At 66.0% G+C, this 15,329-nt stretch carries 15 protein-coding genes; 4 read left to right on the top strand and 11 right to left on the bottom strand.

Features of this window, described 5'->3' with window-relative positions; translation table 11 throughout:
• Positions 1–166: 166 nt before the first annotated feature.
• The 3 genes from ABIA45_RS10315 to ABIA45_RS10305 all read right to left on the bottom strand — a co-directional run bounded on the left by ABIA45_RS10315 (position 167) and on the right by ABIA45_RS10305 (position 3,816).
• Positions 167–2,425, bottom strand: coding sequence for a CHASE3 domain-containing protein (locus tag ABIA45_RS10315; RefSeq protein WP_404651925.1), 2,259 nt, complete (start codon positions 2,423–2,425; stop codon positions 167–169).
• Positions 2,422–2,844, bottom strand: coding sequence for a response regulator (locus tag ABIA45_RS10310; RefSeq protein ID WP_157287617.1), 423 nt, complete (start codon positions 2,842–2,844; stop codon positions 2,422–2,424). The genes ABIA45_RS10315 and ABIA45_RS10310 overlap by 4 nt, the downstream gene beginning before the upstream one ends.
• 237 nt (positions 2,845–3,081) lie before the next feature.
• A complete protein-coding gene (locus ABIA45_RS10305) occupies positions 3,082–3,816 on the bottom strand; it encodes a BA14K family protein (protein WP_404651924.1) in 735 nt (244 codons plus the stop codon).
• A 241-nt stretch (positions 3,817–4,057) separates the two neighbouring features.
• On the opposite strand from ABIA45_RS10305, the gene ABIA45_RS10300 reads away from it, so the two are divergent.
• The gene (locus ABIA45_RS10300; RefSeq protein ID WP_157288059.1) at positions 4,058–4,465 is read left to right on the top strand and encodes an NADH:ubiquinone oxidoreductase subunit NDUFA12; all 408 of its coding nucleotides are present in this window, start codon (positions 4,058–4,060) and stop codon (positions 4,463–4,465) included.
• A 508-nt stretch (positions 4,466–4,973) separates the two neighbouring features.
• On the opposite strand, the gene ABIA45_RS10295 is transcribed toward ABIA45_RS10300, so the two are convergent.
• Positions 4,974–5,660: a DJ-1/PfpI family protein gene (locus ABIA45_RS10295; RefSeq protein ID WP_404651922.1), complete on the bottom strand. Its 687-nt coding sequence runs from the start codon at positions 5,658–5,660 to the stop codon at positions 4,974–4,976.
• A gap of 117 nt (positions 5,661–5,777) precedes the next feature.
• Between ABIA45_RS10295 and ABIA45_RS10290 the strand changes: the two genes are divergently transcribed.
• On the top strand, positions 5,778–6,716 hold the full coding sequence (locus tag ABIA45_RS10290) for a GlxA family transcriptional regulator (RefSeq protein WP_271546755.1): 939 nt from the start codon (positions 5,778–5,780) through the stop codon (positions 6,714–6,716).
• A gap of 66 nt (positions 6,717–6,782) precedes the next feature.
• On the opposite strand, the gene bla is transcribed toward ABIA45_RS10290, so the two are convergent.
• Positions 6,783–7,565, bottom strand: coding sequence for a class A beta-lactamase (gene bla / locus ABIA45_RS10285; protein ID WP_271546753.1), 783 nt, complete (start codon positions 7,563–7,565; stop codon positions 6,783–6,785).
• 200 nt (positions 7,566–7,765) lie between these two features.
• Between bla and ABIA45_RS10280 the strand changes: the two genes are divergently transcribed.
• Positions 7,766–8,662, top strand: a complete 897-nt coding sequence (locus ABIA45_RS10280) for a LysR family transcriptional regulator (protein ID WP_271546751.1) — start codon at positions 7,766–7,768, stop codon at positions 8,660–8,662.
• Positions 8,663–8,704: 42 nt separating this feature from the next.
• Here ABIA45_RS10280 and ABIA45_RS10275 read toward each other — a convergent pair whose 3' ends face one another.
• Together ABIA45_RS10275 and ABIA45_RS10270 are read right to left on the bottom strand one after the other, a co-directional pair.
• Positions 8,705–8,959 carry a PepSY domain-containing protein gene (locus tag ABIA45_RS10275; RefSeq protein ID WP_057029054.1) on the bottom strand — a complete coding sequence of 85 codons (255 nt, stop codon included), beginning with the start codon at positions 8,957–8,959 and terminating at the stop codon, positions 8,705–8,707.
• Positions 8,960–8,985: 26 nt separating this feature from the next.
• Complete coding sequence (locus tag ABIA45_RS10270) at positions 8,986–10,044, bottom strand: Na+-dependent transporter (protein WP_271546748.1); 1,059 nt, start codon at positions 10,042–10,044, stop codon at positions 8,986–8,988.
• A gap of 182 nt (positions 10,045–10,226) precedes the next feature.
• On the opposite strand from ABIA45_RS10270, the gene ABIA45_RS10265 reads away from it, so the two are divergent.
• Positions 10,227–11,255 (top strand): DUF2155 domain-containing protein, encoded by a 1,029-nt coding sequence (locus tag ABIA45_RS10265; protein WP_271546746.1) that lies wholly within the window; start codon positions 10,227–10,229, stop codon positions 11,253–11,255.
• A 212-nt stretch (positions 11,256–11,467) separates the two neighbouring features.
• Here ABIA45_RS10265 and aat read toward each other — a convergent pair whose 3' ends face one another.
• From aat to ABIA45_RS10245, 4 genes are read right to left on the bottom strand one after another with little or no spacing between them, the layout of a single operon-like run.
• Positions 11,468–12,148: a leucyl/phenylalanyl-tRNA--protein transferase gene (aat, locus tag ABIA45_RS10260; protein ID WP_404651919.1), complete on the bottom strand. Its 681-nt coding sequence runs from the start codon at positions 12,146–12,148 to the stop codon at positions 11,468–11,470.
• A gap of 54 nt (positions 12,149–12,202) precedes the next feature.
• A complete protein-coding gene (locus ABIA45_RS10255; protein ID WP_271546743.1) occupies positions 12,203–13,318 on the bottom strand; it encodes a sensor histidine kinase in 1,116 nt (371 codons plus the stop codon).
• Positions 13,315–13,755 carry a response regulator gene (locus ABIA45_RS10250; protein WP_036000093.1) on the bottom strand — a complete coding sequence of 147 codons (441 nt, stop codon included), beginning with the start codon at positions 13,753–13,755 and terminating at the stop codon, positions 13,315–13,317. The genes ABIA45_RS10255 and ABIA45_RS10250 overlap by 4 nt, the downstream gene beginning before the upstream one ends.
• Positions 13,752–15,278, bottom strand: a complete 1,527-nt coding sequence (locus tag ABIA45_RS10245; RefSeq protein ID WP_404541365.1) for a CHASE3 domain-containing protein — start codon at positions 15,276–15,278, stop codon at positions 13,752–13,754. The genes ABIA45_RS10250 and ABIA45_RS10245 overlap by 4 nt, the downstream gene beginning before the upstream one ends.
• Positions 15,279–15,329 lie beyond the last annotated feature (51 nt).

The following is a 15,329-nucleotide window of genomic DNA, read 5'->3' as shown; positions in this document are numbered from 1 at the left end:
ATGGCAGGCTATACTCATCACTATGTAAAGCAGAATGTCTCGCTATTGCAGGGACGATCCGTTGCTGCGAAGGTCGGCTATAGGCCCTTCTCGGACGTCCTGTTATGTCCGCTACTGCGCCGCTGTTGGGGGATAAGCAGACATCGCGGATTTAAGAGTTCACGCGCTAGCTCGGCGCCATCCCGCCGCCGGTCAGCGCCTTCCGGATCATCTCCGCGAGCTGGTTGCGCCGGTAGGGCTTGGTCAGCAGCAGCACGCCGTCGTCGAGCTTGCCGTGATGGACGATGGCGTTGTCGGTGTAGCCGGAGGTGTAGAGCACCTTCACGCCCGGCCGGCGCCTTGCCACCTCTTCGGCGAGTTCGCGGCCGCTCATGCCGCCGGGGATGACGACGTCGGTGAAGAGCAGGTCGAAGCTCTGGCCGGCCTCGATCAGGTCCAGCGCCGCCTTGCCGTCGGGCGCGGCGACCGTCTTGTAGCCGAGGCTCTGCAGCTGCGCGGTGACGAAGTTGCGGACCAGCGGATCGTCCTCGACCACGAAAATAGTCTCGGCGCCGCCTTCGGCCGTCGGCGTGACGCCGGCTGCGACGTCCGCGGCGCCTTCGCCCGGCGGCAGATAGAGCTTGATCGTGGTGCCGTGGCCTTCCTCGCTGTAGATCTTGATGTGGCCGCCGGATTGCTTGACGAAGCCGTAGACCATGGAGAGGCCAAGGCCGGATCCCTTGCCGACCTCCTTGGTGGTGAAGAAGGGCTCGAACGCCATCTGCTGCACGTCAGGGGGCATGCCGGTGCCGGTGTCGCTGACCGCGAGCATGATGTAGGGGCCCGCTGCCACGTCGGCATTGGCCAGCGCATAGGCCTCGTCGAGCACGACGCGGTGGGTCTCCAGCAGCAGCTTGCCGCCGCCCGGCATGGCGTCGCGGGCGTTGATCGCCATGTTGAGCACGGCGTTGGTGAGCCTGGACGGATCGATATGCGTCGTCATCGGCCCCTGTTCCAGCACGGTCTCGATCTGGATCTGCTCGCCGAGGGTGGGGCGCAGAAGCTTTGCGATGTCCGAGATCGCGGCGTTGATGTCGACATTGCGCGGCTCGAGCGGCTGCCGGCGCGCGAACGCCAAGAGGTGCTGGATCAGCTCGGCGCAGCGTTCGGCGGCATCGTCGATCAGCCGGGCCGTGCGCTGCAGCTCGGGCTGGTCCTTCAGGTTCTCCACCAGCGTCTCGGTGTTGCCGGAGATGACCGTGAGCATGTTGTTGAAGTCGTGCGCGACGCCTCCGGTCAGCTTGCCGATCGCATCCAGCTTCTGCGACTGGTGCAACTGCCGCTCGGTCTCGCGCGAGGTCGTCGCATCGTGATAGACCAGCACCGCGCCGGAGATGTTGCCTTGCCCGTCCCGCATCGGCCGGCCGCTGACCATGAGATGGCGCGGCGGGTTGCCGCTGTGCGGGCGGACGATCATCTCCAGCTCTTCGAACTGCTCGCCGCGCAGCACGCGCGTCGATGGCAGCTCGTCGGCCGGAAGCGGCGTGATGCCGTCGCCGTGGAACACGTCGGACAGCGCGCGCAGATTGCCGACGTTCATGCCGGTGCGATGCAGCAGCATGCGCTCGGCGGCTGGATTGGACAGCAGCACGGTGCCCTCGGCGTCGATGACCAGCACCGCCTCCGCCATGCTGCGAAACGTGCTCTGGAGCACGTTGACCGACAGGCGCAGCTCGTCATGTGCGGCGACGAGATGCTCAGTGCGCTCGGCCACCGCCGCCTCGAGCGCCGTCTTGGCGGCTTGAGTCTGCTCGAGCGAGCTCTGGAGCTCACCCGTCGTGCGGCGGCTTTCGCGCATCACCAACGCGACCAGGAGCAGGATCAGCACGGCGCCGGCGACGTCGATGCCGAGCAGCACGACGCCGGTGCGGCGCGAATCCTGGGAGCGGGCGGCGAGCAGGCGTTCTTCCTCCGCGCTCAGGCGGTCGAGATTGCGCATCACCGTGTCCATGAGGCCGCGGCCCTCGGCCTTGCTGTTGAGCGCGGCAATGCCGGCCTGGTCGTCGGCGGCCCGCAGGCGCATCGCGGTGGCGGCGATCTCGATCCGGCGCAGCGCCAGCGGCTCGGTGCCCTCAAGCAGGGCGACCTGATCGGGGGTGTCGCGCACGTCGCGCTTGAGCTCGGCGAGGGCCGGCGCGATCTTGGCGTGCACCGCCTGGAACTCGTCGCTGAAGCCCTGGCTGCGATAGAGTTCGTAGCCGCGCGCGGCGCTCTCGGCCCGGCGCAGCAGCACGCGCAGATCGGAGATCTTCTTTTGCACCTGGACGGTGTGGTTCACCGACGCCGCGTCGGACCGCGACTTGACGTCGAGGGCGATCGACGCCGCGGTGATGATCAGGAGGATGGCAAGTCCAGCACCGAGAATGACGCGCTGCGTTGGGATCAAGGGGCTTCTTTCTGGTCCTTCGGCGGCGCGCTCGCGTCCGCGCCGGCGAGGCATTCCCGGATCGTGGTCAGCAACGCTTCCGGCGTGAACGGCTTGCGCAGGCAGCGCGTTGCGCCGAGTTCCAGCGCCATGCGGAGAAAATCGGGAGAGGGCGAGGCGGACGAGGCGAAGGCATAGCCCGACATCGCGATCAGCGGCGTGGCAGGGGCGCGCTCGTGAAAGATGCGGATGGATTCGAAGCCGCGCATATGCGGCATGAAGATGTCGACCAGCATGACGTCGAAGGCTTGCGATTCCAGCGCAGCCAGTCCTGTTTCGCCGCCGTCGGTCAGCGTGACGTCGAAGCCCTGACGTTGGAGGAGGACCTCGATGGTCGCGCCGACCATCGGATCGTCATCAACCACGAGAATACGCGGCATGACACTTCCCAGAAGATCGAAGTCCCCACTGTGGTTTGTGATATCCGCGAATCGTGGGTCCGGTCAATTTGCGATTGGATCGCGCAAGGTATGCACGGTTTGGTGCATAAAGGTCCATTTGCATCGATTTGTATTTATCCGCGAGGTAATGGAGCCGAAACGAGCGAGGAAGGCGCCGATTGCAAAAAAGGCGCCGCATCGCTGCGGCGCCTTTCGCCTCTAGTCTTCGCGATCTGCTTACGGGCAAGGATGCCGCCGGCCGTCGTAGCCGAGATAGGTGCCCGAGGCCGGGTCGTAAGATTTGAAGCGCCGCGCGCAATAAGCGGCGTCGCCGCCGCCATCCTGCACCACGGCAACCGACGGCTCGTCATAGTAGCCGTAGTAGTAGGGATCATCGTAATAGCCGTAGCCGCTGCCGTAATAGGCGTAGGAGCCGAGGCCGCCGATCGCGGCGCCAGCCGCAAAGCCCGGCCAGAAGCCGCCGTGGCGATGATGATGGTGGTGGCGACCGTGCCAGTGACGACCGCTCCAGTTGCCGCTGCCGCCCTGCCAGTTGCCGCTGCCGCCCTGCCAGTTGCCTGCGACTGCAGCGCTACGGGTCCCACTGAAGCTCGGCGAGATAGCGGCACGGTCTGCCGCGCCCCCGACGAAACTGCCACCGCCCGGACGAACCGCGCCACCGGCTGCGAAATTGCCACCGCCCGGGCGCATCGCGGCTCCGCCCCCGAAACCGCCGCCACCGCCCTGGAACGCGGCGCCGCCGCCGCCCATGCGGGCGCCGCCACCGAAGCCGCCGCCTCCGCCGCCGACTGCGGCACCTCCGCCGCCGATCGCGGCACCTCCGCCACCGACCGCGGCGCCACCGCCCGCTCCGACCGCGGCGGCACGACTCTGCTGCGCAATGCTCGGGCTCGCCAAGGGAAGAACCAACGCCACCGTCGCAGCGGCACTCAATAATTTCAGATTGTTCATGGTAAACTCCTTTCCCGGAAAGCAACCCTGCCAAAGCGCGTGGGTTCCTGGGATCACGCCGGTTTGCGCGCGCATGGAGCCTCAGGTCCCGCCGCTGTATCGGGCATGAATGAATCGCGTCCGCTTTGCGGCAGGGGTGTGCGCGGCAGGCGGACTTGCCGGGGGCGCCGACGCGCCTGCCGAACTGGACATTTCGCCCCCCGGATGGCATCAGGACCCCACGAAGCAGGGCCCTTGCCGCATGAAACAATTCTTTCTCAAGTTCTTCACCTGGTGGAATGGCCAGACCTTTGGCACCCAGCTCTGGACCAAGCGGTATGGCGAGCTGGTCGGCGAGGACGAGCAGGGCAACCGTTACTACCGCACGCAGGGCGGGGCGATCGATCCAACGCTCGGCTTCGAGCGGCGCTGGGTGATCTATAACGGCTACGCGGAAGCGAGCCGGATTCCGCCGTCCTGGCATGGCTGGATCCACCACGTCGTCGACAAGCCGCCGACCGAGATTGATTACCAGCCGCGCGAGTGGGAAAAGCCGCACCAGCCGAATCTCACCGGCACAGCGAAGGCCTATCGGCCCTCCGGCTCGACGCTCGCCAGCGGCAGGCGTCCCAAGGCGACCGGCGACTATCAGCCCTGGACGCCCGGCTAAGCCCCTTTCGGCCGACTCACGAACCACCATCGTCCAAAGCGGATGCACTTGCATCCGCGCCGCGCCGCTGTGGACAACGGGAACAGCGGGGATGCCGCCTTGCGCAGGTGTTGCCGCGAGGCGGGCGATGCGGCTCAATGATCCCATCTTACGGAGATGGGAGACCATCGCGTTCGGTTCGGGCAACAGTTCGCGACTGTCCCGAGATGCAGCGGCCGCCGAGGAAGGACTCGATCGGGAGATAGGCCCCCGGTCTGGAAGCTCCGACATCGCCCGATGTGAATGTGCAGCCACCGTGAGACAGGAAAGGCCGCTCGGGAAACCGAGCGGCCTTTTTCTTTGGGAGAGGTCCAGGAAGGGTCACGTGCCCGGACGCAGCGCAGCGCTTCTTTAGCGATGTGCTGCAGAGCCGGGGGCCCATGCTGCAACGGACCCCGCAGCTTCCTGGGTCCCGGCTCTGCGCAGCAGCGTTGCACGCTGCAGCGCGTCCGGGACACGAGGGTCGCAGCTAGTTCACCCGCACGGCCGCGCGCTTCACCGCCTCGAGCCGCCGCGCCTGGTTTTGCGCGCCGCGCTCCCTCAGCAGCGCCAGCACTTCAGCCGGCGCGGTGTCGGGCGATCCCGCATTGAACGGCGGGGCTGGATTATATTCCATCTGCAGCTGGATCGCTTCGGCCGTGGTGCGATCGACCAGGATCGAGACCAGCGTCAACGCGAAATCGATGCCTGCGGTGACGCCGCCACCGGTGATGCGGTTGCGATCGACGCAGACGCGGGTCTTGGTCGGCGTCGCGCCGAACTGCGCGAGCATCTCCATTGCGCTCCAATGGGTGGCGGCGCGGTAGCCCTTCAAGAGGCCCGCGGCGCCAAGGGCCAGTGATCCCGTGCACACCGAGGTGACGTACTTGGCGCCTGCCGCCTGCTTGCGCAGGAATTCGAGCACGTCCTCGTCGTTGAGAAGGTCGTTGGTGCCCTGGCCGCCCGGCACGCAGATGACATCGAGCTGGGGGCAATCCGCAAAGGTCGTGGTCGGCGTCAGCGTCAGCACGGAATCGCTCGGCACCGGCTCGATCCGCTTCCAGATCAAGTGCAGCTTTGCGTCCGGCACCATGGCGAACACCTGCAAGGGGCCGGTGAAGTCGAGCTGGGTGACGCGCGGAAATACCAGGATTCCGATCTGGAGCGGTGACGTCATGGGAGCCTCCGATAATGCGCTTGACGCCGGCAGAATGGCATGGTGCCTTTCTGTCAGAAATGGCATAATTCCCTCGCTTTCGGACATGCCTACTCTAGGACATACCAGGCCTGGCCAATGATCGGCATCCTGATCTTTCCGAACTTCCAGCTGCTCGATGCGGCAGGCCCGATCTCGGCATTCGAGATCGCAGCGCGCTACGTCGGCAAGGCGCCAGCCATCCGCGTTCTCGCTGCCAAGCCGGGGCTGGTGCGCAGCTCTTCGGGCGTCGAGATGATGGCGCGTGACTTCAAGACGGCGAACGCGATCACGACGCTCGTCGTGGCCGGCGGCATGGGCGTCGCGGGGGCCGCGCGCTGCGAGATCACGCGGGCTTTCGTGCAGCGGCTGGCAAGGCGCGGCGTTCGGGTTGCGAGCGTCTGCTCGGGTGCCTTCGTGCTGGCCGAGGCGGGGCTTCTCGATGGCCGCCGCGCCACCACCCATTGGGGACGGACGCGCGATTTCATCGCGCGTTTTCCCAAGGTGAAGTTGGAGCCGGACCAGATTTTTACCCGCGACGGTAATGTGTGGACATCCGCAGGTATCACCGCAGGGATCGACCTCGCGCTCGCGCTGGTCACCGAGGACCACGGTGAGGAGATCGCGCAGGCGACCGCGCGCCAGCTCGTGCTGTACCATCGCCGCAGCGGCGGCCAGTCGCAATTCTCGTCGCTGCTGGAGCTGAAGGCGCCGAACGGTCGCTTCGGTGCACTGCTATCCTGGGCGCGCGAAAATCTCGACGCGCCGCTGACGGTGGAGGAGCTCGCCGATCGCGCCGGCATGAGCGCACGGCATTTTGCCCGCGCCTTTGCCGCTGAGACCGGCACGACGCCGTCCAAGGCGATCGAGCGGCTCAGGCTCGAAGTCGCGCGCGAGCGCGTGCAGTCCTCGCGCGAGGCGATCGAGCGCGTGGCGGAGGTGACCGGCTTCCGCGACCCCGAGCGCATGCGGCGTGCCTTCATCCGCGCTTATGGCCAGCCGCCGCAGGCGCTGCGGCGCGCGGCGCGGGCGGGGTAGGGGCACCCGGCACAGACCTCCCTTCCAGGACCTCCGGCCGCTTCGGCGCGAACGTCAGCTCTGCGGTCAGCCGAATTCCTTGCCGACCTCTCGTCCGACGGAGGCAATCACCTCATTCTGGCCGCTGAAATCGACAGAGGCGCCCGTGAGATAAACTGCCACGATGAGCGCCGAACGCTGAGGTGGCCATGCGATCGCGACGTCGTTGTTGGTGCCGTGGCCGCCCGTTCCGGTCTTGTCGCCCACGCGCCAGCCCTGCGGCAAGCCGGCGCGCAATCGGCTGTCACCTGTCTTGTTCGCGATCATCCATTTGGAAAGCTGCTCCCGGGCTGCCGGCGGGAGCGCGTTGCCGAGCACCAGACGCCTGTAGTTCTCAGCCATCGCGTTTGGACTCGTCGTGTCGCGAACATCGCCGGGCGCAGCTTCGTTCAACTCGGTCTCGACGCGGTCCAATCGGGTCACGTCGTCACCGAGGCTGCGCGCGAAGGCGGTCAAGCCGGCGGTGCCTCCTATGTTCCTGAGAAGCAGGTTCCCCGCCGTATTGTCGCTCCTCGTAATGGCAGCCTCGCAGAGTTCGCGCAGCGACATGCCTTCCGGTCCGACATGCTCACGGGTGATCGGCGAATTCTCGACGATATCGGATTGTTCGATGCGGACGCGGCGATCGAGGCCGTCCAGCTTGTCTCCCAGACTCTTCAATATTGCTGCGGACGCAAGCACCTTGAAGGTGCTGCACATCGGAAATCGTTCGTCTCCCCTATGATGAATCGACGCGCCGGTTTGCGTGTCGAGCACGGTGACGCCGAGCCGGCCGCCGCTTTTGCTTTCAAGTTGTCTGATGGCCTCCAACAGTCGTGTTGTTTCGAGTGTCGCAGCGCTCGAAGCGTTCGAGAGGAAGAAATGTCCTGCGAGCACAAGTGTGGATGATCCGAACTGACGTCGCGTTAGCATCGTGAATTCCCATTGAACGTGCGCTTTTTTGCTGCGTGCTCCCGCGATTGACAAACGATGCTTCGTAAGGCCAACCATAAGTAAAACTTGGATCAGACGTGGCCCGCCGACCTCCCAGCGTTTCCAATCTTCCGCTGAACGCACTTCGTGCTTTCGAGGCGGCAGCGCGCCACCTCAGCTTCACCAAGGCCGGCCTGGAACTCCGTGTGTCGCAGGCCGCAGTGAGCCAGCAAGTGCGAACTCTGGAGCGAAGCCTACGTGTGGAGCTGTTCAGGCGGCTCACGCGCGGGCTTGCCCTGACGGAGGAAGGCGAGGCGCTGTTGCCTGCCATTTCCGATGCTTTCGGTCGCATCAACCAGGTGCTGGATCGTTTCGAAAATGGCCGCATGCGGGAGACGCTGATGATCGGCGTCGTCGGAACGTTCGCAGCAGGCTGGCTCGTTCCTCGCATCAAGACTTTCACCTCGAGCCACCCGCAGGTCGATATCAGGATCTTTGCGAACAACAATCGTGTCGATCTCGGCGCCGAGGGTTTGGACTTCGCCATTCGATTTGGCGACGGCGCCTGGCACGGTACCAACGCAGAGCGCTTGGTCGATGCTCCCTTCACTCCGATGTGCACGCCAGCGATGGCGAAGCGTCTGAAAGACCCGATCGATCTCCATCAAGAAGTGCTGCTGCGGTCCTACCGATCCGGCGAGTGGACACAGTGGTTCGAGGCAGCGAAATGCAGCCAGCCGCGCGTGACGGGTCCGATGTTCGATTCATCGATTTCCTTGGCGCATGCTGCGGCTCGCGGAGGCGGGGTCGCACTTTTGCCGGTCATCTTGTTCTCGGAGGAGGTCGCCCGGAAACGCCTGGCCTGTCCCTACAACACGCGCGTCCATCTTGGGTCGTACTGGCTCACGTCCCTCAAATCAAAGCGGCACACGCACGCGATGCAGGCATTCCGGCAGTGGATATTGGCCGAATGCCAGAGGATGGGAATCAAGTGAAACTTGCGCAGTCCGCCTTGCTCAAGCGGACTGCGGCGATGTTCACTTATCCGGCTTCTCGCGCACGATGACGCCAGTTTTGGGATCGGCGTGGAATTCCATCTTCTGGCCGTTCTTGACTCCCTCGCCCTCCCACTGGCCATCGTCGGCTTCAAGCTTGGTGACCTGTGAATAGCCGGACTCCATGAGCTTGGCTTTCACTTGTTCCATCGGCATCCAGTCAGGTCCGGGTTGATCGGCCCTCGCTGCCGAGCCCATGGCAAGCGAGCCGAGAACCAAAATCATGGCGAACTTCATCGCTAACCTCCTTGCGGTTAGAGGCTTCAACCGGGGTCTTGAACGGATGTTCCTCCCCTGCGTCGGTGCGACGCGAACGAGGGTGCGTCAGTCTTGGTTGCCTCGTCGGGCGCATTTGCGCGCACTCTCAGTCGCCGCGCGATCGGCATCAGCATGTACGGCGCAAGGTGAATCGGAAACTGCGTCAGCGCGAAATAGAGCCAGGTGGTGGGCGGCAATGCGCCGGCGGTTGCCGCCAGCATCAGGCCGAGATTGCGCTGTGACACCATCAGGCCGATGGCGAAGGCGCGCTCGGTGCCGGCGCGGCGAAAAATCAATGTCGTGACCGCGAGCAGGGTGAAATAGACCGCGAAGGCGAGCAGTGCGACAGTGATCGCAAACAGCGGATCAGCGACGAAATCGTGCGCCACGTCGCCCATGACGGCGGATGCGAAGACCAGCAGGATGAGGATGTTGAAGCCGTCGATCGGCTGCTTGTGGCGCTGGATCGCCTCGGTGCCGAACAGGCGGCGGATGACGGTCGCGGCCAGCAGCGATGCGGCGAGGATTCCGAGCAGCTTCAGGCCGAGCGCGAGCGGCGAGATGCTGAGCATGCCGCCGAGAAAGAGGCTCGCGAACAGCGAGGCGGTGAAGGGCACGAGCGCGGTCGCGGTGACCAGGGTGACCAGCGGCAGCGTGGCGTCGAGGCCGATCAGCGCGGCGAGCGCGGGCGCTGCCATCATCGGCGAAGCCATGCCCTGGAGCATCAGCGCGAGGAAGAGACCGGGTGAGCTTTTGTCGAGCCCGCTTCCCTGGGCGAGGAGGGCGACGATCAGCGGCACACCGATCGTGGTCCAGGCCGTGGCGGCCGCGACCAGCGCCGGCCGGCGCAGATGTCCGTACAGCGCGACGAGATCGACGCGCATGAAGGAGATGCAGAGCAGAAGGAAGATCGCCTCGGTGACGTAAGGGCGCAGCAGCGCGCCGAGCGGCGGCACCGCGACCGCGATGAAGGCAATCGCCGCCACCGCGCGCGTGCCCTGGCCACCGAGCCATGCGAGGGCACGCAGGGGGAGGGCGAGGGCGGCTTCGAGGAGGGAGGGCATTTCTGTCGGGATTGTCGGTTCGGGGGCATACCCGCATTCGGCCCCGGGGAGGGGGCTCACGACTATCCCATCCGGGAGCCGGCCTGGCCAGACCGGGCCGGGAAGGGCAGGGATGCCGCCCTTCCCCCGCCGTATTCGGCGTGTTAACCGGAAGGCCTGCGAGCGGCGGTATCCCCTGTAGAATGTCCAACGAGCCCGATTCGCTGTTGAAGCCGCGCGAAATGTTCAAAACCTTTTCCCTGACCGGTCTTGCGGCGCTTTTGGCCGCCACCGCACTGACGGCTGCGACGCCGGCAAGTGCGCAGATCGGCACGATCTTCTCCGATCCGCCGCCGCTGCGGCCGCCCGGCAGCATTCCGCGCGGCCAGCCCCAGCCGCAGCAGATGCCCGAGGACGACGAAGAGGTGCCGGAGCTGCCGCCGCAGGGCCGGGTGCTGCCGTCGCGCCCGATGCCGCCGCCTCCGGGCCGGCAGGGCAACGTGATGCCCGGGCCGGTCGAGACCCAGCCCCTAGCACCGCCGCCGGGCTCGACCCTCGCGCCGCCGAACCAGCCGCCCTCGGCCGCGATCAATCCGCCGGGTCCGCAAGGCGCTCCCGGAGCGCCCGGTCAGCGGCAGCCCCAGCAGAAGGGCGGCGTGCCGCAGACGCCGGCCAGCCTCCAGCCGGGCGACGAGGTCGTAACGGAGCCGCCGGCCCAGAAGATCGTGAACAAGAAGGCGACCTTCTCCGGCCTCGACAAGATCACCGGGCGCATCATCAATTTCGACGAGGAGATCGGCGAGACCGTCCAGTTCGGTGCGCTCCGCGTCAAGACCAACGCCTGCTACACGCGTCCGGCGACTGAAGCGGCCAACACCGACGCCTTCGTCGAGGTCGACGAGATCACCTTGCAGGGCGAGGTGAAGCGGATCTTCTCGGGCTGGATGTACGCGGCGAGCCCCGGCCTGCACGGCGTCGAGCATCCGATCTACGACATCTGGCTGACCGACTGCAAAGAGCCGCAGCAGACTGTGGCGACGGCGGCACCGGATCCGGCCGCGGCCAAGCCGCCGCCACCGCCGCCCGCGCAGAAGAAGGCCGCGCCCAAGCAGGTGCAGCAGCGCCCGCCGCAGCCGCTGCCGCCGATCCAGCAGCAGCAACCGGCGCCGCCACCGCCGCCACCACCGGAGCAGCGCCCAGGCCTGTTCGGCATCCCCGGATTTGGCCGCTAACCTGATGGAGTTGGGTTCGGCGGGCTCTTCACCTCTCCCCGACGGGGAGAGGTCGGATTGCTATGGCGCGCATTGCGCGCCTGAGCAATCCGGGTGAGGGGCTGAGGCACTCCGTGAGACTTGAACCCCTCACCCGGACCGCATCTACGATGCGCTCCGACCTCTCCCTTCGGGAGAGGTGAACGACTCCTGACCGCCAGTCCGGTCGCTGGTTATTGCCGCGAGGCGATGATTTCGAGGGCGCTTGCGCCCCGGATCGCTTCGCCGGCGGAGAGCTTCAGGAAATCGCCGGGCTCGCCGGCCAGCGCCCTGTCGAGCAGCGCGGTGTAGCGTCGCCGCGAGATCTCGACGGCGCCGAAGCTCTTCAGGTGCTCGGTGACATATTGGGTGTCGAGCAGCTCGAAGCCGCCGTGAATGAGCCGCGCGACCAGATGCACCAGCGCGACCTTCGAGGCATCGCGCACGGTGTGGAACATGCTCTCGCCGAAGAAGGCCCGCCCCAGACTGACGCCGTAGAGACCGCCGACGAGCTCGTCGCCCTGCCAGGCTTCGACGCTGTGGCAATGGCCGAGCTCGAACAGCCCGCCATAGAGGTCGCGGATGCGCTTGTTGATCCAGGTGTCCTCGCGGCCCACTTGCGGCGCCGCGCAGCCGGCGATGGTCGCCTTGAACGCGGTGTTGACGGTGACGCGAAACTGATCCGAGCGCACCGTGCGCGCAAGGCGCGAGGCGACGCGGAAGCCGTCGAGCGGGATGACACCGCGCAGCTCCGGCTCGACCCAGAACAGGGTCGGATCGTCGGCGCTTTCCGCCATCGGAAAGATGCCGCAGGCATAAGCGCGCAGCAGCACGGCCGGCGTGATTTCAGACGGGGCGGAGTCGCGCGAAGTCATGGCTTGCCATCATAGCAGGATCGCAATGCAGTTGCGATGGGTGCGCCGGACCGCTCAGCTCGCGGCAGCGGTGCTGGTTTTGCCGACGCTTGCGAGCATGCGGCCGAACTTCAGCACGACCCGGGTTCCGGAATGCGCGGGATCGCGCTCGACCGTGGCGTCGAGCTTGGTGGCCATGGCCGCGACGATGCGCTGGCCCATGCCGGTGGAGCGCGGATCGGCCTTGGCGTTGTCGCCGACGCCGTCGTCGGTGATCGAGAGCAGGAGGTCGTCGCCTTGCGAGATCAGCTCGACATGGATCGGGCCGGCGCCGTCAGGATAGGCGTATTTCACCGCGTTCATCACCAGCTCGTTGACGATGATGCCGACGGCGACCGCACGGTCCGGATCGATCTCGATCGGCTCGGCCTTCAAAGTCAGGCGCGACATGCGGTTGCCCTCGGCCGACCGCCTGAGATCCTCGAGCAGCGAGTCCAGATATTGATTGAGGACCACGCTCTTGAGGTCCTGCGAGGTGTAGAGGCGGCGGTGCACCTGCGCCACCGCGGCGACGCGACCCATCGCGTTGGTCAGCGCCGCCTTGACCTCGTCCTGCGCGGCGGAGCTTGCCTGCAGGTGCAGCAGCGAGGCGATGATCTGAAGCGAGTTGCCGACGCGGTGGTTGACCTCGCGCAGCAGGAGCTCGCGTTCGGCGGCGAGCGCCGCGTAGCGGTCGCGCGAGGCGTGGATCTCGGCCTCGGCTTCCTCGCGCGCCCGTTGCAGCTCGGCCTGGCGTAGCGCGCCTTCGGCCGCGACGTGGAGGAGCGGGATGAAGTCGCCCTGGACGTCCTTGACCAGATAGTCGGCCGCTCCCGCCTTGAGCGCCGTCACCGCGATGCTGGAATCCTGCGAGGCGGTCACGAACACGACGGGCGGCGCGTCCGGGATCGCCATGATCTGCTCAAGCGTCTCGAGCCCGTCGAGGCCCGGCATGTACTGATCGAGCGCGACGACGTCGATGCCGCCTTCGGTGCTGTTCTGGGCGGCGGCACGGCGGATGCGCGCGAGCCCTTCCTCGCCGCTCGCGGCATGGACGACCCGGAAGCCGCGCCGCGTCAGGCCGCGATCGACCAGGCGCGCCAGCGCCCCGTCGTCGTCAATGTAGAGCAGTGTCGGCGTGCGCTGGTTCATGTGGCGGCGGGCGGGACCTGGATGACCGAGAAGAACAGACCGAGCTGCCGGATGGCGTTGGCGAAATTCTCGTAGTTGACGGGCTTGGTGATGTAGACGTTGCAGCCGAGCTCGTAGCAGCGCTTGATCTCCTGGGAATCGTCGGTGGTGGTCAGCACCACCACGGGCGAGGCCTTCAGGTATTTGTTCTCCTTGATCTGCTTCAGGATGTCGATCCCGGTCATGTCGGGGAGGTTGAGGTCGAGCAAGATCAGGAGCGCGTTGCCCTTCTGCACGAGCCCGGAGCCGTCGGCGCCGAACAGGTGCCGCATGGCGTCGGTCCCGGTGGTGAAGGAGACGATCTCGTTGTTGACGCCCGAGCGGCGGATGTTGCGCTCGATCAGACGGGCATGGCCCTCGTCGTCCTCGACCATGATGATGGTGACAGGCTGGGTCATCGATCTCTGTTCCGGTTGCTCACGTTCCAGGCGATCGGCAGCGTGATCGTGAAGGTGCTGCCCGTGTTGAGTTCCGATGATACCGACATGGTGCCGCCGAGGCGACGCACAAGTGCACGCACATGGGCAAGACCAATGCCCTGGCCGGGCTTGTCCTGGGTTCCCGCGCGGCGGAACAGGTCGAATATCCGCTGGTGGTCCTTGGGATCGATGCCGCGGCCGTTGTCGCTGACCTCGAAGATAGCGTAGCCGAGCTTGGTCCGCCCGCGGATTCTGATCTCGCCGGGCACGCCGGGCTTGAGATATTTGATGGCATTGTCGATCAAATTGGAGAAGATCTGCTCGAGGGCGAGACGGTCGCTCACGAGGTCCGGCAGGGGCTCGACGTGAATCTCGGCCTGCGCCTCGGCGGCCTGGTGCGCCAGCGTCGTCACGATGGCCTCGATCAGCTCGCGGGTGTCGACCTTCACCGGCTGGAATTCGCGCCGGCCCTCGCGGGTGAGATTGAGGATGGCCGAGATCAGCCGGTCCATCTTGGCGATCGACGATTTGATGAAGCCGAGCGCTTCGGAGAAATCCTCCTGGAGCTGCTTGTCGCCGCCCTCCAGCGCGATCTCACCCGGCGCGGCGGGCGCGAGCGGCGCTCCTTCCGCGGGGGCGTGCGCGAGGCTGCCGATGCGGCGGAAGATGTCGCCGCCGAGCTCATCGAGCTCGCTGGTGAAGCCCATGATGTTGACGAGTGGCGAGCGCAGATCATGGCTGACGATATAGGCAAAGCGCTGGATTTCGTCGTTGGCCTCGCGCAGGTCCGCCGTGCGTTCGTCGACGACGGTCTCGAGGTTGGCGTAGGCCTCGCGCAGGCGCGCTTCGGCTTCGTCGCGCACGCGTGCCGAACGCCGCACCAGCCAGATCGAGATCAGCGCCAGCACCACAACGAGGCCGGAGCCGATTCCGGTCATCGAGGCGGCCAGGGTCTGGCTGCGGTCGGAGTTGGTCGTGCGGAGGCGGAACAGCCGCTCCTCCTCGCGCATCATCGTGTTGGCGACGCTGGCGATCCTCGCCGTGGCGTCCTGGGCTGCCAGCTCACGCACCAGTGCCGTGGCCTTGTCCGCCTGGCCTTGCCGAATGAAGGCCATTTCCTGCGCGAACTGGCTGAGCCGGGTTTCAATCGCCGTGCTCAGCTTCTCGACATTCTCGCGTTGCCCCGGATTGTCGACGCTCTGGCGGGTGAGCTTGTCGAGGGCCGGGATGATGGCGGCCACGGCCTTTTCATGGTCAGTCCTGAAGTTGTCTTCCCCGGTCAACAGGTAGCCACGGGCGCCGCTCTCTGCACGTCGGATCTCCAGCAGCAGGGCATTGATCTGGTTCTCCACCTCGATGGTGTGAACCACCCATTTGCTATCCTCCCGCGCCTTGTTGACGAGGTAGACGGAACCGGCGCTGATCACGGTCAGCACCAAAAGGCCCGCCGCGAACAGCAGGATCTGCCAGAATGCGCGCCGTCGCTGGCCTTCAGCCGTCACGACGGTTCACCTGTCTGCAGGCAATGGAGTTCAAAACGCCCCCTTGGAACT

Source organism: Bradyrhizobium sp. USDA 336 (assembly GCF_044908355.1).
In the GTDB taxonomy this organism is placed as follows: Bacteria; Pseudomonadota; Alphaproteobacteria; order Rhizobiales; family Xanthobacteraceae; genus Bradyrhizobium; species Bradyrhizobium yuanmingense.
Note: the sequence above shows the minus strand (reverse complement) of the source record. Positions and strands in the feature narration are given on the sequence as shown.

Excerpts from the sequence above, each read along its gene's own strand:
- ABIA45_RS10255 (WP_271546743.1), bottom strand. The coding sequence starts at position 13,318 with ATGAACCAGCGCACGCCGACACTGCTCTACATTGACGACGACGGGGCG.
- ABIA45_RS10270 (WP_271546748.1), bottom strand. The coding sequence starts at position 10,044 with ATGCCCTCCCTCCTCGAAGCCGCCCTCGCCCTCCCCCTGCGTGCCCTC.
- ABIA45_RS10310 (WP_157287617.1), bottom strand. The coding sequence starts at position 2,844 with ATGCCGCGTATTCTCGTGGTTGATGACGATCCGATGGTCGGCGCGACC.
- ABIA45_RS10265 (WP_271546746.1), top strand. The coding sequence starts at position 10,227 with ATGTCCAACGAGCCCGATTCGCTGTTGAAGCCGCGCGAAATGTTCAAA.
- ABIA45_RS10300 (WP_157288059.1), top strand. The coding sequence starts at position 4,058 with ATGAAACAATTCTTTCTCAAGTTCTTCACCTGGTGGAATGGCCAGACC.
- ABIA45_RS10250 (WP_036000093.1), bottom strand. The coding sequence starts at position 13,755 with ATGACCCAGCCTGTCACCATCATCATGGTCGAGGACGACGAGGGCCAT.
- ABIA45_RS10290 (WP_271546755.1), top strand. The coding sequence starts at position 5,778 with ATGATCGGCATCCTGATCTTTCCGAACTTCCAGCTGCTCGATGCGGCA.
- aat (WP_404651919.1), bottom strand. The coding sequence starts at position 12,148 with ATGACTTCGCGCGACTCCGCCCCGTCTGAAATCACGCCGGCCGTGCTG.
- ABIA45_RS10295 (WP_404651922.1), bottom strand. The coding sequence starts at position 5,660 with ATGACGTCACCGCTCCAGATCGGAATCCTGGTATTTCCGCGCGTCACC.
- ABIA45_RS10305 (WP_404651924.1), bottom strand. The coding sequence starts at position 3,816 with ATGAACAATCTGAAATTATTGAGTGCCGCTGCGACGGTGGCGTTGGTT.
- ABIA45_RS10275 (WP_057029054.1), bottom strand. The coding sequence starts at position 8,959 with ATGAAGTTCGCCATGATTTTGGTTCTCGGCTCGCTTGCCATGGGCTCG.